Source organism: Plantibacter lichenum (assembly GCF_050587525.1).
GTDB lineage: Bacteria > Actinomycetota > Actinomycetes > Actinomycetales > Microbacteriaceae > Plantibacter.
Genome location: NZ_JBOBFT010000010.1, coordinates 98,167 through 120,657, shown reverse-complemented (window position 1 = coordinate 120,657; position 22,491 = coordinate 98,167). Strand labels below are relative to the sequence as shown.

The 22,491-nt window shown below is 68.6% G+C and carries 22 protein-coding genes; 12 read left to right on the top strand and 10 right to left on the bottom strand.

The window, feature by feature from the left end; genetic code table 11:
- The first annotated feature begins 191 nt into the window (after positions 1-191).
- From ACQ3HB_RS14575 to ACQ3HB_RS14545, 7 genes are all read left to right on the top strand, one after another.
- On the top strand, positions 192-824 hold the full coding sequence (locus ACQ3HB_RS14575) for a GtrA family protein (RefSeq protein ID WP_430920846.1): 633 nt from the start codon (positions 192-194) through the stop codon (positions 822-824).
- Positions 824-2,287, top strand: coding sequence for a glycosyltransferase family 2 protein (locus ACQ3HB_RS14570; RefSeq protein WP_430920845.1), 1,464 nt, complete (start codon positions 824-826; stop codon positions 2,285-2,287). The genes ACQ3HB_RS14575 and ACQ3HB_RS14570 overlap by 1 nt, the downstream gene beginning before the upstream one ends.
- Positions 2,284-4,308 (top strand): ArnT family glycosyltransferase, encoded by a 2,025-nt coding sequence (locus tag ACQ3HB_RS14565; protein WP_430920844.1) that lies wholly within the window; start codon positions 2,284-2,286, stop codon positions 4,306-4,308. Before ACQ3HB_RS14570 ends, ACQ3HB_RS14565 begins: the two co-directional genes overlap by 4 nt.
- Positions 4,309-4,412: 104 nt before the next feature.
- Positions 4,413-5,321: a DUF4397 domain-containing protein gene (locus ACQ3HB_RS14560; protein WP_430920842.1), complete on the top strand. Its 909-nt coding sequence runs from the start codon at positions 4,413-4,415 to the stop codon at positions 5,319-5,321.
- Positions 5,322-5,323: 2 nt separating this feature from the next.
- Complete coding sequence (locus ACQ3HB_RS14555; protein WP_430920840.1) at positions 5,324-6,502, top strand: glycosyl hydrolase family 8; 1,179 nt, start codon at positions 5,324-5,326, stop codon at positions 6,500-6,502.
- Positions 6,503-6,522: 20 nt separating this feature from the next.
- The gene (locus tag ACQ3HB_RS14550) at positions 6,523-7,152 is read left to right on the top strand and encodes a sortase domain-containing protein (protein WP_430920838.1); all 630 of its coding nucleotides are present in this window, start codon (positions 6,523-6,525) and stop codon (positions 7,150-7,152) included.
- Positions 7,149-7,922, top strand: a complete 774-nt coding sequence (locus ACQ3HB_RS14545; RefSeq protein ID WP_430920836.1) for a polyprenol monophosphomannose synthase — start codon at positions 7,149-7,151, stop codon at positions 7,920-7,922. The genes ACQ3HB_RS14550 and ACQ3HB_RS14545 overlap by 4 nt, the downstream gene beginning before the upstream one ends.
- 10 nt (positions 7,923-7,932) lie before the next feature.
- Here ACQ3HB_RS14545 and ACQ3HB_RS14540 read toward each other — a convergent pair whose 3' ends face one another.
- From ACQ3HB_RS14540 to ACQ3HB_RS14520, 5 genes are all read right to left on the bottom strand, one after another.
- Positions 7,933-9,111, bottom strand: a complete 1,179-nt coding sequence (locus tag ACQ3HB_RS14540) for an epoxide hydrolase family protein (RefSeq protein WP_430920834.1) — start codon at positions 9,109-9,111, stop codon at positions 7,933-7,935.
- A 159-nt stretch (positions 9,112-9,270) separates the two neighbouring features.
- On the bottom strand, positions 9,271-9,864 hold the full coding sequence (locus ACQ3HB_RS14535) for a PadR family transcriptional regulator (protein ID WP_430920832.1): 594 nt from the start codon (positions 9,862-9,864) through the stop codon (positions 9,271-9,273).
- Between the two features lie 139 nt (positions 9,865-10,003).
- Complete coding sequence (locus ACQ3HB_RS14530) at positions 10,004-11,446, bottom strand: MFS transporter (protein ID WP_430920830.1); 1,443 nt, start codon at positions 11,444-11,446, stop codon at positions 10,004-10,006.
- Between the two features lie 204 nt (positions 11,447-11,650).
- Entirely contained in the window at positions 11,651-12,157 is a 507-nt protein-coding gene (locus ACQ3HB_RS14525) for a hypothetical protein (protein WP_430920827.1), read from the bottom strand.
- Entirely contained in the window at positions 12,154-12,600 is a 447-nt protein-coding gene (locus tag ACQ3HB_RS14520; RefSeq protein ID WP_430920826.1) for a DM13 domain-containing protein, read from the bottom strand. Before ACQ3HB_RS14520 ends, ACQ3HB_RS14525 begins: the two co-directional genes overlap by 4 nt.
- Before the next feature lie 228 nt (positions 12,601-12,828).
- Here ACQ3HB_RS14520 and ACQ3HB_RS14515 point away from each other — a divergent pair, with 228 nt between their 5' ends.
- Complete coding sequence (locus ACQ3HB_RS14515; RefSeq protein WP_430920824.1) at positions 12,829-13,554, top strand: response regulator transcription factor; 726 nt, start codon at positions 12,829-12,831, stop codon at positions 13,552-13,554.
- Between the two features lie 13 nt (positions 13,555-13,567).
- Complete coding sequence (locus ACQ3HB_RS14510) at positions 13,568-14,719, top strand: sensor histidine kinase (RefSeq protein ID WP_430920823.1); 1,152 nt, start codon at positions 13,568-13,570, stop codon at positions 14,717-14,719.
- Between the two features lie 26 nt (positions 14,720-14,745).
- On the opposite strand, the gene ACQ3HB_RS14505 is transcribed toward ACQ3HB_RS14510, so the two are convergent.
- The 3 genes from ACQ3HB_RS14505 to ACQ3HB_RS14495 all read right to left on the bottom strand — a co-directional run bounded on the left by ACQ3HB_RS14505 (position 14,746) and on the right by ACQ3HB_RS14495 (position 17,004).
- Complete coding sequence (locus ACQ3HB_RS14505; RefSeq protein ID WP_430920821.1) at positions 14,746-15,072, bottom strand: hypothetical protein; 327 nt, start codon at positions 15,070-15,072, stop codon at positions 14,746-14,748.
- A gap of 151 nt (positions 15,073-15,223) precedes the next feature.
- On the bottom strand, positions 15,224-15,409 hold the full coding sequence (locus ACQ3HB_RS14500; protein ID WP_430920819.1) for a hypothetical protein: 186 nt from the start codon (positions 15,407-15,409) through the stop codon (positions 15,224-15,226).
- Between the two features lie 104 nt (positions 15,410-15,513).
- On the bottom strand, positions 15,514-17,004 hold the full coding sequence (locus ACQ3HB_RS14495; protein ID WP_430920817.1) for an amino acid permease: 1,491 nt from the start codon (positions 17,002-17,004) through the stop codon (positions 15,514-15,516).
- 203 nt (positions 17,005-17,207) lie between these two features.
- Here ACQ3HB_RS14495 and ACQ3HB_RS14490 point away from each other — a divergent pair, with 203 nt between their 5' ends.
- The gene (locus tag ACQ3HB_RS14490) at positions 17,208-18,332 is read left to right on the top strand and encodes a hypothetical protein (protein WP_430920815.1); all 1,125 of its coding nucleotides are present in this window, start codon (positions 17,208-17,210) and stop codon (positions 18,330-18,332) included.
- Between the two features lie 20 nt (positions 18,333-18,352).
- Here the strand turns inward: ACQ3HB_RS14490 and ACQ3HB_RS14485 are convergent, their stop codons facing one another.
- Together ACQ3HB_RS14485 and ACQ3HB_RS14480 are read right to left on the bottom strand one after the other, a co-directional pair.
- Positions 18,353-18,925, bottom strand: coding sequence for a MarR family winged helix-turn-helix transcriptional regulator (locus tag ACQ3HB_RS14485; protein WP_430920813.1), 573 nt, complete (start codon positions 18,923-18,925; stop codon positions 18,353-18,355).
- Positions 18,926-19,015: 90 nt separating this feature from the next.
- The gene (locus tag ACQ3HB_RS14480; RefSeq protein WP_430920811.1) at positions 19,016-19,399 is read right to left on the bottom strand and encodes a DUF7882 family protein; all 384 of its coding nucleotides are present in this window, start codon (positions 19,397-19,399) and stop codon (positions 19,016-19,018) included.
- Positions 19,400-19,515: 116 nt separating this feature from the next.
- Between ACQ3HB_RS14480 and ACQ3HB_RS14475 the strand changes: the two genes are divergently transcribed.
- Positions 19,516-20,172, top strand: a complete 657-nt coding sequence (locus ACQ3HB_RS14475; RefSeq protein ID WP_430920809.1) for a hypothetical protein — start codon at positions 19,516-19,518, stop codon at positions 20,170-20,172.
- A 153-nt stretch (positions 20,173-20,325) separates the two neighbouring features.
- On the top strand, positions 20,326-22,431 hold the full coding sequence (locus ACQ3HB_RS14470; RefSeq protein ID WP_430920807.1) for a bifunctional copper resistance protein CopD/cytochrome c oxidase assembly protein: 2,106 nt from the start codon (positions 20,326-20,328) through the stop codon (positions 22,429-22,431).
- Positions 22,432-22,491 lie beyond the last annotated feature (60 nt).

Below are 22,491 nucleotides of genomic sequence, written 5' to 3'. Positions count from 1 at the left end.
CTGGAGCGCGCGAAGACCTAGGGAATTTCGCGGAGAAGTCGGGAACCTGGCAAATACCTCACAGCGCCGAAGAACACCCAAACCGATGTCGGAGAAGCCCCGAACCCGGCACCATGACCGTGAAGACCGAACCTTCCGTCGCGCCCCCCATCCCAGTCCGAACCGCACCAGCCACAACCCCCAGCACCCGTGTGACGACGATCGCCGCGCCTGCTCTTGCGCCTGCGCCTCTTCTTGAGCCCGCGCCTGAGCCTGCGGTCGCGAAGCGACGACTGCCCTCGCTCCTACACCAGCTCGTCTCCTTCGGACTCGTCGGAGGGGTCGCCTTCGTCGTCGACGTCGGCATCTACAACGTCCTACGCTCCACACTCCTCGACGACAAGCCCATCGGCGCGAAGGTCATCTCCGTCGCCGTCGCGACCCTCGTCGCCTGGCTCGGCAACCGCGCGCTCACCTTCCGTGAACAGCGAGGACGGGACCCGCAGGCCGACACGGCAGGCGGCAGGAAGCGAGCCGTCTGGCGCGAGGGCGCCCTCTTCGCGCTCATGAACGTCATCGGCCTCGGCATCGCAGCACTGTGCCTCTTCGTGTCCCACTACCTCTTCGGCTTCACCTCGACGCTCGCCGACAACATCGCGGGCAACGGCGTGGGCCTGCTCCTCGGGATGACCTTCCGCTTCCTCGCCTACCGGTACCTCGTGTTCCGTCGGCCGAGCTCGAGCGCCGTCTCGACGAGTGCCGTCACAGCCAGCCCCGCCCAGTCCCGTCCCGCCCAGTCCGGTCCCGTCCCGAGCACCACAGCCCCCATCGGAGGAGTCTCCTGATGTCCGTCACCGCCCTGCTCGCCCTCGTGCCCACACCGCTCCTCACGCCAGCCCCCGTCGCACCGGCGCCGCTGCCCAACCGCGGTTCCGCCATCGATCCATCCGCTGTCGCCGATGCGGGAACCTGGGGCATCGGCGAATGGATCGGCTACTCGACGATGCTGCTCTTCGCCGCAGCGCTCACGATCATCGCCGTCACGACCCTCTACTGGATGCTCCACGCCTGGCGGTCCACGGGACACCTGAAGAACACAGGCTTCTCGGCCAATCCGCTCCCAGCGCAGCGATCCTTCACGCTCCTCGTCCCCGGACGGCACGAGGAAGAGGTCATGGGTCAGACCCTCGACCGCCTCGCCCAGCAGGACCACCCGGACTTCGAGATCATCGCGATCGTCGGACACGACGACCCCGGAACGGAACGCGTCGTCCGTGAGGCGCAAGCGCGGCATCCCGATCTCATCACGGTCGTCGTCGACGACAGCGTCCCGAAGAACAAGCCGAAAGCGCTCAACCGCGCGCTGCAGATCGCGCGCGGCGATGTCGTGGGCGTCTTCGACGCGGAGGACGAGGTGCACCCTCGGCTGCTCACCCTCGTCGACTCCCGCTTCACCGAGACCGATGCCGACGTCGTCCAGGGCGGCGTCCAACTGATGAACTTCCAGACGAGCTGGTGGTCGCTCCGGAACGTGCTCGAGTATTACTTCTGGTTCCGCTCACGTCTCCACTTCCACGCGAACTCGCGCTTCATCCCACTCGGCGGCAACACGGTCTTCGTGAAGAAGTCGTGGCTGGACTGGTCGGAGGGCTGGGACGCGGACTGTCTCGCGGAGGACTGCGAGCTCGGCGTCCGCCTATCGAGCGCGGGGGCGAAGGTCGTCGTCGCGTACAGCCCGGAGGTCGTCACCCGTGAGGAGACGCCCGGATCGCTCGCCTCGCTGTACAAGCAGCGCACCCGTTGGAACCAGGGCTTCCTGCAGGTCCTGAAGAAGGGCGAGTGGCGGAAACTGCCGACCCTGCGCCAGCGCATGTTCGCCCGCTACCTGCTCGCGATGCCGTTCCTCCAGGCCGCGACCGGACTCCTCATCCCCGTGTCAGTCCTGCTCGTCCTTTTCGCGAAGGTGCCCGCGCCCATCGCGCTCCTCACCTTCATCCCGCTCGCACCGACCATCGTGACGCTCGCCGTCGAAGCCTCCGGGCTCGGCGAGTTCGGAAGGCTCTACGGGCAGAAGGTGCGGTTCCGCGACTACGCGCGCCTCATCCTCGGCACGTTCCCGTACCAGATCTTCCTCGGCCTGGCCGCCGTGCGCTCCGTCTTCCGTGAGTGGAAGGGCGACCACTCGTGGGAGAAGACGGAGCACACCGGTGCGCACCGGGCAGATGAGCCTGCAGCAGCACCCGTCCTTCCCGTCGTCGTCGTCCCCGCGGCCTCCGAGCTCGCCCTCCAGAACGGGAGCACCCGATGACCGGCATCCTCGAGCGTCCGGACGTGACGCCGCCCGCGAACGCGTCGCCGACGTCGGCCGGGCACAACGCACTCGACTGGATCGCCTCCGGCCCGCCCGCCCCGCGCGGCCCGGGAGCATTCCGCCGCTGGCTCGACCGCAACGGGCGGAGCTTCGCGTTCCTGCTCCCGGTCCTCGCGATAGCCGCCGTCGTACAGGCGATGAACATGGGCGGTTCGCCCCAACGCATCGACGACGAGGGCACCTACACGGCGCAGGCCTGGTCCGTCCTCAAGCTCGGCGAACTCGCCCATTACACCTATTGGTACGACCACCCGCCGCTCGGCTGGCTGCAGATCGCGGCGTACACGGGCCTCACGGGAGCCTTCGACCGCTACGACATCGCGGTCATCGCCGCTCGGGAGGCGATGCTCGTCGCCACGATGATCTCGGTCGTACTCGTCTGGGTCCTCGCCCGTCGGGTGCGTCTCAGCCGTCCGATGGCGGCCGGTGCCGCACTCGTCTTCGCGATCTCGCCGCTCGCCGTGCAGTTCCACCGGACGGTGTACCTCGACAACGTCGCCGTGCCGTGGCTCCTGGCCGCGTTCGTCCTGGCGACGGTGAAACGGAACCAGCTCGTCGGCTTCGCGGCCTCCGGCGCGGCGTTCGCGATCGCCGTCCTCAGCAAGGAGACGTTCCTGCTCGCCCTGCCGTTCCTCGCCTGGACGATGTGGCGTGCGGCGCGCAAGGAGACCCGTCGGTACACGCTTCCCGTCGCCGCGACGATCGTCGTCGTCATCGGTGCCGCGTACGTGCTGTTCGCCCTCATCAAAGGCGAGCTCGTGCCCGGCGCGGACCGGGTGAGCCTGCTCGGCGGTGTGTTCTTCCAGCTCGCGAACCGGGTGGCGAGCGGATCGGTCTTCGATCCGGAGAGCCTGTCCGCGAAGACCCTGTCGATGTGGTGGCAGCTCGACGCCGTCCTCCTCGTGCTGGGTGGTGCGGCTGCGGTCGTCGCCCTGTTCCTCCGCCGGTTCCGTCCCATCGCGGCGTTCGTCGTGTTCCTCGGCCTGTTCATGCTGCGTCCGGGCGGGTATCTGCCCGTCCCGTACGTGATCATGGCGCTCCCGTTCCTCACGATCCTCGTCTTCGGGGTGACCGATGCCGCGATCAAGCGCTTCCGGTCCCGCGAAGCGGTCTCAGCAGGGGTCCGCCGCCGCCGTCGGACGATCGCCGTGGCCTGGGGCGCCGCCGTGCTCGCGGCTGCGGTCGTCGCCGTCCCGAACACTGCGGCGCAACTGCGCGGATTCCTCCTCGCCGATCTCGACAAGCCCGTCCGACAGGCCCAGACCTGGGTGCAGGCGAACGTGCCGAAGGACTCCAGGGTCATCGTCGACGACGCGATGTGGGTCGACCTCGTCGACGCCGGCTTCGACCGCGACAACGTCATCTGGTACTACAAGATGGACACCGACTCCGCCGTCCAGGCGAAGTCGCCGAACGGGTGGCGCGACTCCGATTACATCGTCACGACGGATTCGATGCGGACCTTCCCGACCACGTTCCCCGAGGTCAAGGGTGCGATCGAGAACTCCGAACTGATCGCGACCTTCGGGTCCGGAACGCAGGCCGTCGAGGTGCGCCGGATCGAACGGGACGGTGTCGACGCGGCCAAGCAGCAGGAGGCGGCCGCCGCCTCCGAGCGGTCGCTGGTCGGCTCGCAGCTGCTCGTGAACCCGTCGTTGCGGACCGCATCCGATGCCGGGCAGACGATCGCGGACGGTCAGCTCGACAGTCGCCTGCTCGTCGTCCTCGGCCAGACGCTCGCGACGACCCCGCTGCAACTCGTCGACACGCCCGTGCTCGCGGGGGAGACCGGCGAAGTGCGTCGTACGGCCGTGGTGACCACGGGCGATGCGGACGGCGATCGCGGGCTCGCGGCATCGCTCCGCTCGATCACCGGGACGTATGCGCCGGAGCGGGTCACGACCACCGCGGCAGGGGTGCGCATCCAGTACTCCGTTGTGGAACCGGACGTGCTCTGACAGAGCGCCCCGGCCGAACGATCCCAGCAGCAGACCAGCACGACGCGGATCTCCGCAGACGCGGACTCCCGCACATGAAGAACCCACAGAACAGGAGACATCCCATGAGGACATCCACCACCAGACGGTTCATCGCCGCCGGCATCGCGGGGCTCACCGCCGCAGCGCTCGTCGGCTTCGGCAGCACGGCAGCGACCGCAGCATCCGCGGCCGCCACCACGGGAGCGCAGGAGGCGGCCGGCACCGAAGCGCAGTCCGGCTCCGGCTGGATCCGTGTCGGCCACCTCTCCGCCGACACGAAGACGGTCGACGTGAAACTCTCGGCGCTCGCCGGGGGAGCGACGGTCTTCGAATTGAAGAACGTCGCCTACGGCCAGGTGTCCCCCTACACCGACCTCGCCGCCGGCACGTACGTGGTGTCGATGGTGCCTGCCGGATCGCCCACGAGCACCAAGGCGATGATCAGCACGAACGTGACGATCACGCAGGGGGAGGCCGCGACGGTCGCGGCGTACGGACCCAACACGAAGCTCCAGACGAAGGTGTTCGTCGACGACCTGACCGGCCCGGCCGAAGGCTCGGCGCGCATCCGGCTCATCCAGGCCTCGACCGAGGTCTCCTCGGTCGACGTCAGCACGTCCACGGGAACCCCGATCGCCAAGCGCGCCGCGACGGGAACGGCGACGGGGTACGCGAGCGTCCCCGCAGGACCCTGGAACCTCGAACTCACTGGTGGCAAGCAGGAGGCCTCGGCATCCGTCGACCTCGCCCCCGGCACCGTGAGCACCCTGTTCGTCCTCGACAACGCCTCCGGCGGCATCACCCTCATGCCCGTGCTCGACAGCTCGGCCGCGGGCGACGCCCCGACCGGACCCGTCGAGACCGGCGGCGGAGGACTCGCCAAGCAGCAGGAACGGCACGACGCAGCTGGTGCACCCGAAGCATCGGCTGCCGGTGCTCTCAGCGCCGCGATCCGCGCCGTCGTCACTGAGCTGCGGACGGCGGTGAGCTGATCGTGTCGACCCGACGCACGATCGGGATCACCGTCACCGCGGTCGCCGCAGTCGCGACGACCGCGGTGATCGCCTCGGCCATGACCGGATTCCCGGGCGGATCCTCGCCAGAGGGGTCGGACGGGGCGAACACCACGCTCACCCCGAGCCAGGGCACACCGACCGAGCAGGACCCGCGGGACGGTGCGCAGGCGGCCAGGGACTTCTTGGACGACTGGGTCGACGACGGCCGTGTCGTCCGCCGCGACCAGGGCGACGACACCGTGAGCGAGGGGCAGGCCTACGGGCTGCTCGTCGCCGCGGGGGTCGGCGACCAGGACGCGTTCACCGAGATCTGGGACTGGACCGAAGCGAACCTGCAGCGCCCGGACGGACTCCTCGCCTGGCGATGGGCGGACGGCAAGGTGGTCGACGACGAACCCGCGAGCGACGGCGACCTCGACGCGGCCCGAGCGCTCGTCATCGCTGGCGACCGATTCCAGGAGCCGTCCTTCACAACGGCCGGCGTCGCGCTCGCGGGACTGATCGCGGATCGGATGACCGCGCAGACCGCCGCCGGCAGGATCCTGCTTCCGGGCATGTGGGCCGCTGCGACCGAACCGTACGCGTACAACCCGTCCTACGCATCGCCCGTCGCCTTCTCGGTGCTCGGCGAGGCGACCGGCGATCCCCGCTGGGCGGAACTCGAAGCCGGGTCCGCGGCCGTCACGGCCGCGCTCCTCGACGAGAGCCCCCTCCCGCCGGACTGGGCGCAGGTCCACGCCGACGGATCCGTCGATGCGATGCCGGGCGCAGCAGGAAAGGGCAAGAGCGTCCGCTACGGCTACGACGCCGCGCGGCTCCCGTTGCGCTACGCGGAGTCGTGCGAGCCTGCGGACGTCGCGCTCGCGGGACGGCTCGCGTCGACCCTCGGCCGGACCATCGGAATCGCAGCAGAGACGGACCTCGGTGGATCGCCCATGACCGAGGACCGTCATCCGCTCGCCCTGCAGGCACGTGCCGCTGCGCGGGTGGCCGTCGGCAACACGGCCGATGCGTCGAAGGATCTCCGAACCGCCGATGCGCTCGCGCAGGACGTGCCGAGCTACTTCGGTGCGGCGTGGTCCGCGCTCAGCCCGCTGCTGCTCGCTTCGGACAGCCTCGGCGGATGCGGGACGCTCGGCTCCGGGAGTGGATCGTGATGCGCCGGCCGGGAAGGCTGGTGGCATCGGCAGCCGCGTTCGTCGCGGCCGGGCTGCTCCTCGTCGGGTGTGCGTCCGGGGCGGCCGGTCCCTCGCCGGCGGCCACTCCCTCGTCCAGCAGCATCGGATCGGCCGACGGCAAGCAGGATCCGGTCGCTTCGACCGGTGCCCCGGCCGACGTCGCCGACCTCGCCGTGAGCCGGGTGCAGATCCCGGCGATCAGTGTGGACGCGGCCACTGAACCACTCGAACGCGATGCGGCCGGCGTCCTCCAGCCACCGGTCGAATGGGCCGATGCCGGCTGGTATCGTGCCGGCGTCCTTCCCGGGCGCGTCGGCCCCGCGGTCATCGCCGGGCACCTCGACACGACCCTCCGGGAGGCGGTGTTCGCCCACCTCAAGGAACTCGTGCCCGGCGACCGGATCGTCGTCACCCTGTCCGACGGCAGCAGTTCGACCTTCGCGGTCGACAGCGCCATCGACGTCGAGAAGCAGACCTTCCCCACCGCGCAGGTCTACGGCCCGACGCCGGACGCCCAACTGCGGCTCATCACCTGCAACGGGCCGTACGACGATGCCGCCGGCAGCTATGCGAACAACTACATCGTGTTCGCGAGTCTCGTGCAGACACCATCGAAAGGCACCCCGTGAACGTCCAGCGTCCGATCGTGATCATCCCCACGTACAACGAAGTCGAGAACCTGCGCCCCATCGTCGAGCGCACGCTCGCGAACCCCGGCATTGACATCCTCGTCGTCGACGACGATTCCCCGGACGGCACCGGTCGGCTCGCCGACGAGCTGGCCGCGACGGAACCGCGCATCCACGTGTTCCACCGTGCCGTGAAGGACGGCCTCGGCGGGGCCTACCTCGTCGGCTTCGCCTGGGCGCTCGCCCGCGGCTACGACGCGATCGTCGAGATGGACGCCGACGGATCCCACCACCCCGAGGACCTGCCGCGGCTGCTCGGGCTGCTGGGCCGGCACGACCTGGCGCTCGGATCCCGCTGGGTTCCGGGCGGCGAGGTCGAGAACTGGCCGCTGCACCGGCTGCTCCTGAGTCGGGGCGGCAACGTCTACACGCGGCTCGCACTCGGCATCGGGGTCGCCGATGCCACGGGTGGATTCCGTGCGTTCCGTGCGGACGCGCTGCGCACCATCGACCTCGACGAGGTGTCCTCGCAGGGGTACTGCTTCCAGGTCGACCTGCTCTGGCGCGCCTTGCAGCACGGCCTCAGCGTCGTGGAGACGCCGATCACCTTCACGGAACGGGTGACCGGCGAGTCCAAGATGAGCGGTGGGATCGTCACCGAGTCCCTCTGCAAGGTCACCGCGTGGGGGCTGCAGCGCAGGGTGCGTCAGGTGCGGGCGTTTCTCCGCGGCCGGCCGCTCCCGTCGCTGCGGGTGCTCTCGACCCGGTGAGCCCTCGCGCTCAGCGGAGCGTCGAGAAGCTCGCGCGCAGTTCTTCGACGAAGTGGCCGGGCTGTTCGAGCGCGGCGAAGTGCCCGCCGGCCGGTGCCTCGTTGAAGTGGACGACGTTCGTGTAGCGGCTGTCCACCCATCGACGCGACTTCCGCTGGTGCTCGCCCGGGAACCAGCTGAAGCCGGCGGGAACCGTGACGGGGTGCTCGGCGGAGACCGGCGGCCACCAACCATTGCGCATCATCTCCCAGTACGAACGGGCCGACGACGTGCCCGTGTTGGTGAGCCAGTAGAGGGTGATGTCATCGAGCAGCTCGTCCACGGTGAGGGAGCCCAGCGCATCGCCCCTCGTTCCAACGTTGTCCTGGACGACGGCCGTGATCCATGCGGCGAGACCCACGGGCGAGTCGGCGAGGGAGTAGCCGATCGTCTGCGGGCTCTCCGACTGCATCCCGAAGTAGCCCTGCAGCGTGCTGCCGGCAGCCGCGAGGAGCGCCTGCTCCTCGGGTGTCGCGTCCGCGATCTCGTGCGGGGTGGGGAACAGCATCGCGAAGTTGAGGTTGATGCCGACGAGCGCCTCGGGGGCCTTCTGCGCGATCTCCTCGGTCACCGCCGCGCCGAGGTCGCCGCCCTGAGCCGCCCACCGGTCGTAGCCGAGTCGGTCCATGAGCGTGATCCACGCATCGGCGATGCGCGGGAATCCCCAGCCGGTCGACGTCGGCTTGTCCGAAAATGCGAAACCGGGCAGGGACGGGACGACGACGTGGAACGCCTGGCGCGGGTCGCCGCCGTGGGCCGCCGGGTCCGTCAGTGGGCCGATGACCTTGCGGAACTCGAGCACCGAGCCGGGCCAGCCGTGCGTGAGGATCAGGGGGAGCGCGTCCGGCTCGGGGGAGCGGACGTGGAGGAAGTGGATGTCGAGCCCGTCGATCGTGGTGACGAACTGCCCGAGGTCGTTGAGCTCACGTTCGACGACGCGCCAGTCGTAGCCATCCTTCCAACGGGCGACGAGTGACTGCATCGTGGCGAGCGACGGACCGTGGCTCGCATCGGTCTCACGATCCGGCCAACGGACGTGGTCCAGACGGTTCCGCAGATCGGACAGCTGGCGGTTCGGGATGCGGAGTTCGAACGGGCGGATGTCGGTGGACGGGGATCTGGACTCGGATGGGGAGGCGGTTGCAGACATGACGAAGCCCTTTCTGGGCTGGTGAGCGTGCATTCGGGCACGCTGAAGGCTCCTCCGTGAGGGCCACGGAAGAGTGAGCGGGGTGTGGGGTGTGGGTGTGGGTGTGGGTGTGGGTGTGGGGTGTGGTGGGGTGTGATCCGGGGTGCGGGACGCCGCGAACTACTCGCGACCGCGAACCGGGCGGGGCTGCTCGCCGGAGCGGATCGCGAGCTCTTCCGCGACGATCTCCGGCGCCGCGTCGAGCAGGCGTCCGAGCCACTCCACCTCGGACTGCAGACGGTGTTCGGTGTGGTCGAGCGCCCATCGCTCGGTGAGGGTGATGTGGCTACGCGCGTTCTCGTTGACCGTCCGGGTCTCCTCGAGGAGCTCCCTCAGCGCTGCGAGTCGGGCTTGCAGCAGCTCAGGGAGCCGCTCGATGTCGTCCGGGGCGACTCGCGTGAGGCCCAGGTCGAAGGGGTCGAACTTGAACCAGATGTCGCTCATCGCGTGGGTCCGCGCTTCGGCGAGTGCCTCGCGGCCGGCATCGCTCAGGCGGTAGGTCTGGCGGGCCGGACGGTTGCCGATGTGCTCGCGCTCGACCTCCTCGAGGAGCCCCTCCGTCACGAGGCGTTTGAGTGCTCCGTAGACGGCGCCGACCGTAATGTCGGTCCACAGGTCCACATAGTTGCGCTCTGCTTCGCGGCGCATCTGGTGGCCGTGCATCTCTCCGTGCTCGGCGAAGGACGCGAGGATGAACAACCGTATCGAGGACATGTGATTACTCTCGCACGAGTAATCTCGCATGTCAACCTGGCCGCCCTGCTCGTCGGTGCCGCGATGCGGTCCGCGGGGACTGCGAACAGCAACACGGCACCGACGAACGGAAGGGTGAGGGCGGGGCGAGGGGACGGAGCTAGTGAGTCAGGGCGGGCTCGGCGTGCGCCGGCATCAGCTCGTCTTTTCGACCACGGATGAGTCCGAAACCGACGGCGGCAGCGACGACCATCGTGACGCCGGCGGCCAGGAACACGGCACGGTAGCCGTCTGTGAACGCGACCAGCTGATCGGAACCCGCAGCGAGAGCGGTCGCCGTCGCCGACGTCCCGAATACCGTGAAGACGGCCAGACCGATCGAACCGCCGATGTGGAACGCCGAGTTCACCACGGCCGACGCGACACCGGCGTCCTCCCGCTCGACACCCGACAGCGCCAGGTTCTGCAAGGGCACGAACAGCATCGACAGACCGATCCCGAGGAGCACGAGGGCGGGGAGCACCTGGACGAAGTAGTTGCCGTCTGCGGTGATCCCGAGCAGCGTGAACATGCCGGCGGCTGCGAACAGCGGACCGATGATCATCAACGGGCGAGGCCCGAACCGGTTCAGGAGCATCGTCGTGAGCGGCGTGCACCCCATGATGACGACCGTCATCGCGAGGTTCGCGAGACCCGAGACGAGCGGACCCATGCCGAGCACGATCTGGAAGTAGAACGTCAGGTACAGGAGCGCGCCGATCATGATCGAACCGATCGCCAACTGGATGAGGATCGCACCGCCGCGGACCCGGTTCACGACCACGCGAAGCGGCAGGAGCGGCTGGGCGACCCGCCGCTCGATCACCACGAACGCGACGAGCAGGAGCACACCGAGGGCGAGGAAGCCGACCGTGTCGAGCGACCCCCAGCCGTGCTCGGCGAGCGTGAAACCGTAGACGAGCGAACCGAGGCCGAGGATGACCGTGACCGACCCCCACACGTCGTACCGGTTCTCGCCCTCCGCCTTGCTCTCGTGGAGGAGCAGCGCGCCGCCGACCATGCCGATGGCGACGAACACGAGGTTGACGAGGAGGCACCAACGCCAATCGGCGAACTCGGTCAGCACACCGCCGAGGAGCAGCCCGATCGCAGCACCCGTCCCGGCGACGGTCCCGAAGATGGCGAACGCGATGTTGCGCTCGCGGCCGTGCGTGAACGTCACCGTGACCATCGCGAGCGCGGCCGGAGCGAGCAGGGCCGCGAACGCGCCCTGGACGCCACGGGCGATGATGAGCTCGAGTCCGCTCTGCGCGAGACCGCCCCAGAGCGATGCCGCGCCGAAGCCGAGCATACCGACCATGAAGGTGCGCTTGCGGCCCCAGTAGTCGGCGACGCGACCGCCGAGCAGGAGGAGGGCGCCGAACGCGAGTGCGTAGGCCGTCACCACCCATTGGCGTTCGCCGTCGGACATCCCGAGTTCGGTCTGCGCCTGCGGGAGGGCGATCGTGACGATGGTCGTGTCGAGGACGACGACCAACTGGGTCATGGCGAGGACCCCGAGCGCCCACCATCGGGCAGCGGGAGAATCGGACAATCTGGACATGAAGAAACCTCCAGGCTTCTGCGTACTGAAGTCGCTGGAGGTTTCGAGCCTCGGATCTCCGTGCACCGGGCGCTGGATGCTTGACAGGCATTGGATGCTTGACGTGCAGTGGATGCGTGACGTGCAGTGAGCACCGGATGAACTGGACCGCCCGCAGCTACGGAGCTGGGCAGGCGTCGAGTGTATCAGGAGGGGTCCGACACGCTACAGCCATCGACGGAGGGCCACAGGGGCCCCGACCGCGTCCGGACGGTTTCGACGCACGAGCCGTTCGACGAGTGTCGTGACGGAGAAGCGTGAGGCGGCGATCGGGACGGCGATGACGATCGCGGACAACACGACCATGACCGGGTACTCGCCGATGAGTTGATCCGCAGACCAGTACAGCGTGAGTGTGAGGACGGACATGAGCGCGGACGGGAGGGTGAGGGCCCCGAGGACGAGAGCGATGCCCAGCCCCAGCTCGAGGAGCGGCATCACGAACCCGAAGAGGCCCGGAGCTCCCTGGAGCGCGAAGCCGGCGAAGGCTGTGAAGTACTCCGGGACACGACTGTTGGACTCCGCGCTGTTCGCCACGAGGAGGATGTCCGCGCCGCCGAATCCGGCACGGAACTTCAGCAGGCCCTCGTTCATCCACAGGACCCCGAGGGCGACCCTCGTCGCACCGGCGAGCACCGGTGCGACGAGCGTCAGCGTGGTGGGCCTGCTCATTTCAGTGCTGCGGCGCCGAAGACCGCCTTGGCCTTGTCGCAGTGGATGACGACGGTGTTGAACGAAGCCGCGTCGACGCCGTCGAGCGTGAACGTCTGCGACGCCGTGTCGTAGGAGACGGCATCGATCTGCTTGCCGGCGGAGACCGCGGCCTCGTCCGTGCCGTTCGTCAGGTACACGTGCAGGTCGGGGCCCTCATCGGAGGAGAACCCCGAGAGGACGATCTCGCTGCCGTCGACGGTCACGGAGCCTTGGACCTTCTTGTCGTTGAGCCCCTCGAACGCGCCGGTGCGCTGTGCCGTCGACTCGGACATGGCCTGCGCCGACGAGGAAGACTTCGGTGCCGATGACGAATCAGCAGCGGTGCCGCTGGGAGCTCCACAGGCGGTGAGGGTGAGTGCGAGGGCGATGAGGGCCCCGCCGACGAATGCTGTTCTGCGCATGCTGACGTACTTTCTCGTGAGGGATCGATGGTGCCGCCCGACCGGAGATCGGCTGGCGACGGGATCGAAGTTACGCACGGCGGTTCGGGCGGAATCGAGTTCTTTCAGCACCGTAAGAACTCGCTCCCAGGCTCGCGCAGGCAGCGAGACTAGCCTGACCGCGGGGCCGAAACGAGCCCCTGCATGAGCGCCTGCACAAGCGCTTGCACGAGCGATGGAACGAAGACCATGAACGAGAGCACGATCCCACCTGGACCACAGGTGATGCTGGTCGAGGACGACCCGACCGTGCTCGCGGTGGTCGGCGACTACCTTCGCGCCGACGGGTACACGGTGTCGCAATACGGTGACGGAATGAGCGCCCGCGAAGCCCTGCGAGAGGCACTCCCCGACGTCATCGTCCTCGACCGGATGCTGCCTGGCATGAGCGGCGATGAACTCTGCCGGGAGATCCGGACCCGGTCCCCGCACGTGCCGATCATCATGCTCACCGCGCTCGACGCGGTCGAGGAGCGCATCAACGGTCTCGAATTCGGCGCGGACGACTACATCGCCAAGCCGTTCGCCCTCCGGGAGCTGCACCTGCGGATCGGGGCGATCGTGCGACGCAACGGCACCGCCCACGGTTCGGCCGCCCCGTTCGCGGTCGGCCCGTTCCGCATCGACCCCGCGCATCGCCGCATCTGGGCCGACGGACGAGAGATCACCCTCACCGCCCGAGAGTACGAACTGTTCCACTTCCTCCTCCGGCACCCCGACCGCGTGCTGACGCGCGACGAGATCCTGCGCGAGGTGTGGGGATGGACGTTCGGCGAGGCGTCGACGGTCACGGTGCACGTGCGCCGCCTGCGCGAGAAGATCGAACGTGATCCGCACCTGCCGTGCTTCCTGCTCACCGAGTGGGGCGCGGGGTACCGCTTCACCGTCGGGGCAGGAACGCAGGGGGCGTCGTGAGCGGGGTGGCCCCATGCTGAGCGGATCCGACCTGTGGCTCATCGTCGTGACGACGGCCGGGTGCACCGGCGTCGTCGCGGGGCTCGCATTCCTGGTGCTGTACCTGAACCGTCGCGGCTCGGTCGCATCGCAGTTCGCCGTCGTGACGGTCGCGGCGATCGTCTCCATCGTGTGCTCCACCATCGCCATCGCCGCCCAGATGTACTTGTCGCAGCACGACCTGCACGTGCTGTTCTGGGTCGTCGGGGTGTCCGCGACCATGAGCCTCGTCGCCGCACTGTTCACCGCACGTGCCGCGCGCTCGTCGATCGTGGCGCTCCGCGATTCGGCTCGCCGCGTGGGTCAGGGCGATGTCGTCGATGCGGACACCCGCGGCTGGAAGGAACTCACGGAGGTGTCCACGCAACTCGCGGAGGCGTCCGAACGGCTTGCGGCGGCACGGGCCGAGGTCGAACGGCTCGATGCTGCGCGCAGCCAGTTCTTCGCCTGGATCTCCCACGATCTCCGCACGCCGCTGACGGGGATGCGGGCGCTCGCCGAAGCCCTCGACGCCGGGACCGCACCGGATCCGACCGCGTACACGAAGCAAATCCGGGTGCAGGCGGACACCATGAATCGGCTGGTCGACGACCTCTTCGAACTCTCGAAGCTGCACAGCGGAACCCTGCGGCTCCGGCTCGAATCGATCGATCTGCTCGACGTCGTGTCCGACGCCGTCGCCGACGTCCAGCCGCTCGCCGCAGCCCGCGGCATCCGCATCGCGCAGGCCGGTGTCGACGGGCACATGCTGTTCGCCGATCCCCACGAGCTGACCCGGGTCGTCCACAACCTCCTGACGAACGGCATCCGGCACGCGCCGAGCGGCTCGGTGATCCTCGTGTCCGCCCAGCGCAGCGATGCCGACCGGCTCGTGTTGAGCGTGCTCGACCAGGGGAGCGGTGTGGACACGGAAGACCTCGGGCGCATGTTCGAGGTGGGGTGGCGGGCCAGCCTCGCTCGCACGCCCGACGCTGAGGCGGGCGGGTCGACGGGCGCCGGTCTCGGGCTCGCGATCGTCCGCGGCATCGTCGAAGCCCACGGCGGTGACGTCCGCGCCGAACGAGTGCCCGACGGGTTCCGCCTCAGCGTGAGTCTGCCCGTGCGCGCCGCGGGAGTGCCCGCATAGCCCGACGGCGGCGCGATCCGGGCCGGTCAGTCTCCGAATCGCGCGACGAGACTTCCGTCCTCCGCGAGCATCGTGCAGCGGGCCTCGGTCTCCTCGGCCGATGACGGGCTCGACAGGCGGTTCCCTTCCGTGAGCTCGGTGATGCACCGCTGCATCGCCCGCTCCTCGACGGCGTTCTCCGCTTCGGTGAGCGCTGGACCGACCGTCGCGACGATCGCGAGCACGGCCGCGGCGCCCGCTGCCAGAACCGCCGCGACGATGGCGATCTTCCAGCCGCGACTCACACCGGAGGACGGTTGCGATGCCGTGTCATCGGTCTCGATCCGCTCGAGTTCTGCGAACACGTCTGCCATCGGTCGACCCCCATCGCCGTCGAGAACGTTCGTCGTTCCGCGCGTCCGACCATCCTAGGGCGCGTGCCGTCGAGGTGAGGCTTCCGGTGGTTCCGAGCGCCCGTGAACGACCGGAAGCCTCACCTCGGCCATCAGTGATGGGGCGCGCGGGTTACTCGTCGGTGCCGTCGTCGAACGGTCGCGCGGTCGCCTTGCCGAGATCCCACGGCCACTCGCCGTGGTCGCGGGACGGCCGACCGGCCTCGACCCAGCGCTGATAGGCGGCGTAGGGATCGTCCTCGACGGCGCTGGGCTCGGCGAGAGCCGCACGCTTCGCTGAGCGACGCCAGAAGAACATCTCGACCTCCCCGCATGAGGACCGGAACTTCAGACTACCGCGCGCAGGGCGACCGGTCCTGAACACCTTCGGTGAGCCGATGGATCATCGCTCCGCCGGTCGACTCAGCTCTCGATGAGCTCCCCGCGCTCCTTCTTGCCGACGATCGAATGCCGACGGCTGTAGCTGAAGTAGATGATGAAGCCGAGGGCGAGCCAGACGAGGAACCGGACCCAGGTGAGCGTCGTGAGGTTGAGCATGAGCCACACGCACAGCACGGCCGAGAGGATCGGGATCACCGGCGACCACGGGACACGGAACGCACGCGGCAGATCCGGGTACTTCCTGCGGAGCACGATCACGGCGATGCTGACCAGCACGAACGCCGACAGCGTCCCGATGTTGATCATCTCCTCGAGGATGCCGACGTCGGTGAGGCCGGCGATGAGGGCGACGAGCGCCCCGACGATGATCTGGATGCGCACGGGCGTCTTGCGCTTCTCGCTCGTCTTGCTGAGCGAACGCGGCAGGAGGCCGTCGCGACTCATCGCGAACAGGACGCGGGCGAGACCGAGCAGGAGGACCATGATGACCGTGGTCAGCCCGGCGAGGATGCCGATCGAGATGATCTGAGCTGCCCAGTCGGCACCGACGGCGATGAACGCGGTCGCGAGCGAGGGGTCCTCCGCCTTCGCGAGCGTCGTGTACGGGACCATGCCCGTGAGGACGAGGCTGACGCCGACGTAGAGGACGGTGACGATCGCGAGACCGCCGAAGATGCCGCGGGGCAGGTTCCGCTGCGGGTTCTTGACCTCTTCAGCACTCGTCGCGACGACATCGAATCCGATGAACGCGAAGAACACGAGCGATGCGCCGGCGAGGAGCCCGAAGACGCCGTACTGGGCGGGCGCGGCACCGGTCATGAAGGAGAAGAGGGACTGCGACCAGGTGTCGGAGGCACCGCCCTTCGTCGGCACCTCCGCCGGGATGAACGGCGAGTAGTTCGCGGCCTTCACGAAGAACGCTCCGACGACGATCACGAAGATCACGATGGCGACCTTGATGATCGTGAACACGCTCGCCACGCGCGACGACAGCTTCGTCCCGAGGACGAGCAGGACGGTGAAGATCGCGACGATGACGAACGCGCCCCAGCTGACCTTCAGGCCGAGGACGTCGAGTTCGCTCGGGACGTTCCAGCCCCACAACTCGAACACGCTGCTCAGGTAGATGCCCCAGTACTTCGCGATGACGGCGGCTGCAGTGAGCATCTCGAGGATGAGGTCCCAGCCGATGATCCACGCGAGGAGTTCCCCGAGCGTCGCGTACGTGAAGGTGTACGCGGATCCCGCGACGGGAACCGTGGACGCGAACTCGGCGTAACACATGATCGCGAGCGCGCACGTGACGGCGGCGAGGACGAATGCGAGCGAGACCGACGGGCCCGCGTAGTTGCCCGCCGCTTTGGCGCCGACGGAGAAGATGCCGGCGCCGACCGCGACCGCGACGCCCATGATCATGAGGTCCCAGGTGCCGAGCGTGCGTTTGAGGTTCCGGCCCTCCACCGTCGAGTCCGCCATCGAATCCTCGATGCTCTTCGTCCGCCAGATGCTCATGCCGTGCTCCTCGTGGGATGTCGTCGCTGACCGTATCGGTGGTGCGGTGCGTCTACTCGTCTTCTGCTTCGGGTGGTGCTTCAGGTGGTGCTTCAGGGTGGTCGGGTTTCGGGATCTCCGAGACTGCCAGAGCGGGCACGCCGAGTCGAGAGCCGTGACGGATGTCCCACACGTGTTGCGTGGAGGGTGGCTAGGGTGGTCGAGTGCGCTCACGGGACGACATCGACGGCATCGACACGACCGCGTTGACCGCACCGATCGATCGGGACGCACTGCGACGCTTCCGCGACCAACTCCCGACGAGCGTCGTACCGCCCCTGCGGAGCGTGCTCCTCTCGGGAGGCCTCGTCCTGGTGGTCCTCGTGTCGAGCGGGGCCTGGATCTTCCTCTTCGCGGAACTGTTCACCGAACCGGACGCGGGGGACCTCGTGGTCATGGGGATGGTGCTCGCCACGTACCTCGCGCTCACCATCCTGCTCGCCGTGCACGTCGTGGGGGACCTGCGCCGACGCAGCGGACGCCGCCAATACCTCCTCGACCGCTTCGCCCGCGCGAACCGGATGGAGTACGTGCCGACGATCACCCGACCTCCTCTCACGGGGATGATCTTCGGATACGGGGAGCCCGCCCTCGCGACCGATGTGCTGATGCGACGCGGAACGGTCCCGTTCTCGGTCGCCAACTACGCGTACTCGACCGGCAGCGGGAAGAATCGTGAGCAGCACCGCTGGGGCTATGTGGCGATGCGCCTTCCCATGGATCTCCCGCACATCGTGCTCGACGCCCGCGGCAACAACACCCTCGGTCGTTCGAACCTGCCCGTGCAGTTCGCCGGACGCCAGCAGCTCGGGCTCGAAGGCGACTTCGACCGTCACTTCACGCTCTACTGCCCGGAGGGCTACGAGGCGGACGCCCTCTACCTCTTCACTCCCGACGTCATGGCGCGCTTCATCGACCGGGCCGCGGAACTCGACGTCGAGATCGTCGACGACCACCTCTTCCTCTACTCACGGCGCGATCTCTCCACGCTGGACCCCGAGACGTGGACGTGGCTCCTGTCCGTCATCGACGCCCTCGCGCAGAAGACGGAGCAGTGGCGGCGATGGCGAGACACGCGGCTCGGGGACACCCGGGTGGTGTTCGACGGCGCCGGCGCGAACTCGCATGTCGCCGCCGGAAGGATCATCCGACCACCACGCGGCGTTGCGAAGCAGGGCCGCCGTCTCCGGCCGAAGACAGAGTGGGTGTGGATCGTGATCGGCGTGCCGCTGTTCCTCTTCGGCGTCTACTCGTTCATCAGCGACGTCGTGAAGAACATCTGGGGATGAGCACGGGCGGCGCGCGCTGATCAGGACGTGCCGGCGGCGTGCTCCTCGGCGATCGAAGCATCCTCGACCGCATGGACCATGCCAGAGAGGAACCGGCCGACGGCGGCGATCTCGCGGTCATCGAGGCCCTCCACCACGGCGAGCATGTTCGTGTGCATCCGACCGAGGGTCCGGCGCACTTCGGAATCCGTGCCGGGCGTGGGAGTGATGACGGTGGAGCGCCGATCGGTGGGATGCGGGTCACGACGCGCGTGTCCGCTCTTCTCCAAGCGATCGATGAGCGCGGTGACCGACGCCGTCGAGATCTGCAGCATCCCGGCGAGCATGCTCGGCGTGATCACCCCGCCCGTGCGCTGGGCCTTGAGGAGATGGCGGAGCGCGAGCATGTCCGTCTCGTTCATCGCCATCGACTCGCGCGTCTGCCGACGCATCTCGGCCTCGGCGTCGTGGTACTGCCGCAGCATGTTGAGCAGGTCGACGCCGGACACCGTTGCCTCCGGCTCGTACCAGTACCCGGAGCGGTCGTTGCGCTGCGTTGCGCCATCGTTCCGGGCGGCGTCGTGGCTCGCGCGGTCGGTGTGATCGATCGACATTCCGCGCCTCCTTCGATTCGTCTGTCTGCCGGGCAAGCGTACTCGGCGAGACCTGGTCCGCTCGTCGGCCGGTCGCGGACGTGATGCGGGCTATGCGGCGGCGACGGCCCTGGTCCGGCTCGACCCGGTGAGCGTCCGCTTCGCCGGAGCCCGCGTCGTGCGCGTCTCGGTGATGCGCTGCGTCTCCTCGATGGGGTCTGCGCGGAGATCGCCCGTGCGGTTCGCCGCCTGCATGAGCGCTTCGAGCTTGGTGCGGTCGAGCTCGACACGGGCGTCCTCGTCGAAGAGGAACTGCAGGCCGATCGAGGGGTGGACCCAGACGGACAGAGGACCCGCCGACGCGCTCGTCTGCAGGGTGATCGTGAAGGCCTCGTTCCGACGGAGCTTCATGACGGCGATGGTCTTCACATAGGCGAGGGTGACGTCGTCCACGGGGATCGTTCGGACGCCGGAACCGTACACGATCTGACCCATGGTGATCTCCCTCGGATATTTAGCTTGTCTAATTTCTAGTTTATCTAGAGAGATGAACGTATCACCTTCCACACCATGAACACAGCGTGAATTCGAGACTCTGCGAGAATGAGGACATGTCGTCAGCCCGATCGACCCGCGCCCTGCGGGGACTGGTCGCAGCGACGCTCTCCACCTTCGTCGCGTTGCTGTCGCACATCGCCGGCGGCGGAGTGATGCCCGGCTCGCTCGGCATCGTCGTGCCACTCGTCTTCTCCACCCTCGTGTGCGTCATGCTGGCCGGTCGTCGCCTGTCGCTCATCCGATTGAGCATCGCCGTGGCGATCAGCCAGGTGCTGTTCCACACGCTGTTCGTGCTCGGGGCAGTGGCCGGGGCCGGGGGAACTGGTGCTGCTGGCGGAAGCGCAGGCGGCAGCGCCTCGATGGCCGGACACGCGATGCACGGCGGGCCGGTCATGCTCGACGCGGCGGCCGCGCCCCTCGCCCACTCCGGCCACGTCGCGCCCTGGATGTGGATCGCTCACGTCGTCGCCGGCCTCATCACGATCGCCGCGCTGCACCGTGGCGAGACGATCCTCGGCCGCCTCGCCGAGGTCAAGGAACTCGTACTGCAGCGGCTCGTCCCCGCGGCGCTCGCCGTGCTCGCAGACCTCGTCGCCCCGCCCGGCCGCCGAGCGCGCGTGGACGGTTTCGACGCAGTCGTCCTCCATCCGCTCGGCGTGTATCCGAGCACCTCCGTCCTTCGCGGACCACCGGCGCACTCCGGCATCTGATTCCCGACACGACCGGGACGATCCCAGCACACTCCGTGACGGATCCGTCCGGTCGATGCTGCACGCGTGCCCACTGACGGCCCTGCAGCGCGTCCCATCCGTGTGCTGCGGCGCCCTCCTCATGGAGCGCGCCGCTGGAAAGGAGCCACCGCCGTGGCCGAAACACCCGTACCGCCTGAAGCCTCGCCCAGAACCCCCGCTGGAACTCGCGCTGGAACCCCCGCGCAGTCATCGTCAGAGCTCGACGACCTCACCGTCCCGCCATCGCCGTTCGTGGTGCCGATGCGCGCGCCGGAACTCGTGATGCTCGCCTCGATCCCCGTCGCGATCATCGTGGCCCTCTTCGCCCTCGACGCCACGGGAGCGCTCCGGACCGGCACCGCCCTGTCCGACCCCGGCGACCTCGTGACGCGCGGCCTGCCCATCGCCCGCATCGTCCACGACACGGCCGCATCGATCACGATCGGCCTGCTCATCGCCGCGACATTCCTCCTGCCCGGCCAGAAGATCGTTCCAGGCATGGTGTCGTTCTCGCAGGCCCGCGCGGTCCGTTGGGCGGCATGGGGGGCCTCCGTGTGGGTCGCGGCCGGAGTCGCGGTGCTCGTCTTCACCGCAGCGAACTCCATCGGCCTCCCGATCTCATCGCCCACGTTCGGGAAGACGTTCCTCTTCTACGCGACGCAGCTCGAGCTCGGCCAGACGCTCGTGCTCTCGACCGGGTGCGCCCTGCTCGTGCTCTGCATCCTGCTCCTCGCCAGGCGACTCGCGTGGATCGCCACGGCGACGGCCATCGCCGTGTTCGCCCTCCTCCCGCTGTCGCTCTCCGGTCACGCGGCCGGGTCCGACGAGCACGGCAACGCGGTCAACAGCCTCGCGATCCACCTCATCGGCGTGACGGCGTGGGTGGGCGGACTCGTCGCCGTGATCCTCCTGCGCCGCAAGGTCGGGACCGAGATCGGTGCAGTGGTCGCGCGGTACTCCGTGCTCGCCGGATGGGCGTTCGGCGCCGTCGCGTTCTCGGGTGTGGTCAACGCGTCCTTGCGTCTCGCCGGACCGGCCGACCTCCTCACGCCGTACGGCGCCCTCCTGCTCGTGAAGACGGCTGCGCTCGTCGCCCTCGGCCTCGCGGGCGTCTGGCATCGGCGGAGGCTGATCCCTCGTCTGCAGGCGGCGCCGGGGGACCGCGGCGCCTTCGTGCGACTGGCGGTCGGCGAGGTCGTCGTCATGGCGATCACGATCGGCGTCTCGGTCGCCCTGTCACGCAGCCAACCGCCCGTCTCACAGGAACCGGTGGCCGACGATGTGCGACGCAGACTCCTCGGGTTCGCGTACCCGCCGGACGTGACGCCGCTGCGGATGTTCACGCAATGGCACGTCGACTGGATGTGGGCCGGTCTCGCGGTCGTCGGAGCGGCCTGGTACGTGTGGGCCGTCGTCCGACTCCGGAGACGGGGTGACGCGTGGCCGATCGGTCGCGTCGTCGCGTGGGTCGCGGGCTGCGCGGCCCTCCTCTTCGCGACGAGCGGTGGACCCGCGGTCTACGGCCAGGTGCACTTCAGCACGCACATGCTGCAGCACATGATGCTCATGATGGTCGTCCCGCCGCTCCTCGTGCTCGGCGGCCCGGTGCTCCTCGCCCTCCGCACGCTCCCCGTTCGGACCGATGGCGGACGAGGCCTCCGCGAGTGGATCCTCGCCGTGGTGCACTCCCGGTACCTGCGCGTGCTGTCGATGCCGGCGGTCGCCGGAGTGCTCTTCGCCGGAAGCCTCATCGTCTTCTACTACACGGGCTGGTTCGAGTGGGCGATGTTCGCGCACCAGGGACACATCCTGATGACCGTCCACTTCCTGGCGACCGGATACCTCTTCTTCTGGGTGCTCATCGGCATCGACCCGGGTCCTGAACGGCCCGGCCATGTGCTCCGGTTGCTGCTGCTCCTCTCCACGCTCGCGTTCCACGCCTTCTTCGGGCTTGCGATCATGTCGAGCGCGACCGTCCTCGCCGAGACCTGGTGGACGGCTCTCGGCGGCGCGAGTGCGGCCGAACTGCTCGCCGATCAGGGTGTCGGCGGCGGGATCGCGTGGAGTGCGGGGGAGATCCCGACCGTCCTCGTCGCGCTCATCGTCGTTGCGCAGTGGGTGCGGAGCGATGAGCGTGCGGCGAAACGCTACGACCGTCGGGCGGATCGAGATGGTGAGGCCGAGCTCACGGCCTACAACGCCCGCCTGGCGCGTCTCGACGAGGGCGACCCGCGCTGAGCCGCCGAGGTGAGGCTTCCGGTTGTTTTCAGGGCCGCTGAACAACCGGAAGCCTCACCT

Coding starts and splice junctions, on each gene's coding strand:
- ACQ3HB_RS14515 (WP_430920824.1), top strand. CDS start 12,829: ATGAACGAGAGCACGATCCCACCTGGACCACAGGTGATGCTGGTCGAG.
- ACQ3HB_RS14500 (WP_430920819.1), bottom strand. CDS start 15,409: ATGTTCTTCTGGCGTCGCTCAGCGAAGCGTGCGGCTCTCGCCGAGCCC.
- ACQ3HB_RS14520 (WP_430920826.1), bottom strand. CDS start 12,600: ATGCGCAGAACAGCATTCGTCGGCGGGGCCCTCATCGCCCTCGCACTC.
- ACQ3HB_RS14565 (WP_430920844.1), top strand. CDS start 2,284: ATGACCGGCATCCTCGAGCGTCCGGACGTGACGCCGCCCGCGAACGCG.
- ACQ3HB_RS14510 (WP_430920823.1), top strand. CDS start 13,568: ATGCTGAGCGGATCCGACCTGTGGCTCATCGTCGTGACGACGGCCGGG.
- ACQ3HB_RS14485 (WP_430920813.1), bottom strand. CDS start 18,925: ATGTCGATCGATCACACCGACCGCGCGAGCCACGACGCCGCCCGGAAC.
- ACQ3HB_RS14480 (WP_430920811.1), bottom strand. CDS start 19,399: ATGGGTCAGATCGTGTACGGTTCCGGCGTCCGAACGATCCCCGTGGAC.
- ACQ3HB_RS14475 (WP_430920809.1), top strand. CDS start 19,516: ATGTCGTCAGCCCGATCGACCCGCGCCCTGCGGGGACTGGTCGCAGCG.
- ACQ3HB_RS14505 (WP_430920821.1), bottom strand. CDS start 15,072: ATGGCAGACGTGTTCGCAGAACTCGAGCGGATCGAGACCGATGACACG.
- ACQ3HB_RS14525 (WP_430920827.1), bottom strand. CDS start 12,157: ATGAGCAGGCCCACCACGCTGACGCTCGTCGCACCGGTGCTCGCCGGT.
- ACQ3HB_RS14495 (WP_430920817.1), bottom strand. CDS start 17,004: ATGAGCATCTGGCGGACGAAGAGCATCGAGGATTCGATGGCGGACTCG.
- ACQ3HB_RS14560 (WP_430920842.1), top strand. CDS start 4,413: ATGAGGACATCCACCACCAGACGGTTCATCGCCGCCGGCATCGCGGGG.
- ACQ3HB_RS14540 (WP_430920834.1), bottom strand. CDS start 9,111: ATGTCTGCAACCGCCTCCCCATCCGAGTCCAGATCCCCGTCCACCGAC.
- ACQ3HB_RS14530 (WP_430920830.1), bottom strand. CDS start 11,446: ATGTCCAGATTGTCCGATTCTCCCGCTGCCCGATGGTGGGCGCTCGGG.
- ACQ3HB_RS14570 (WP_430920845.1), top strand. CDS start 824: ATGTCCGTCACCGCCCTGCTCGCCCTCGTGCCCACACCGCTCCTCACG.
- ACQ3HB_RS14535 (WP_430920832.1), bottom strand. CDS start 9,864: ATGTCCTCGATACGGTTGTTCATCCTCGCGTCCTTCGCCGAGCACGGA.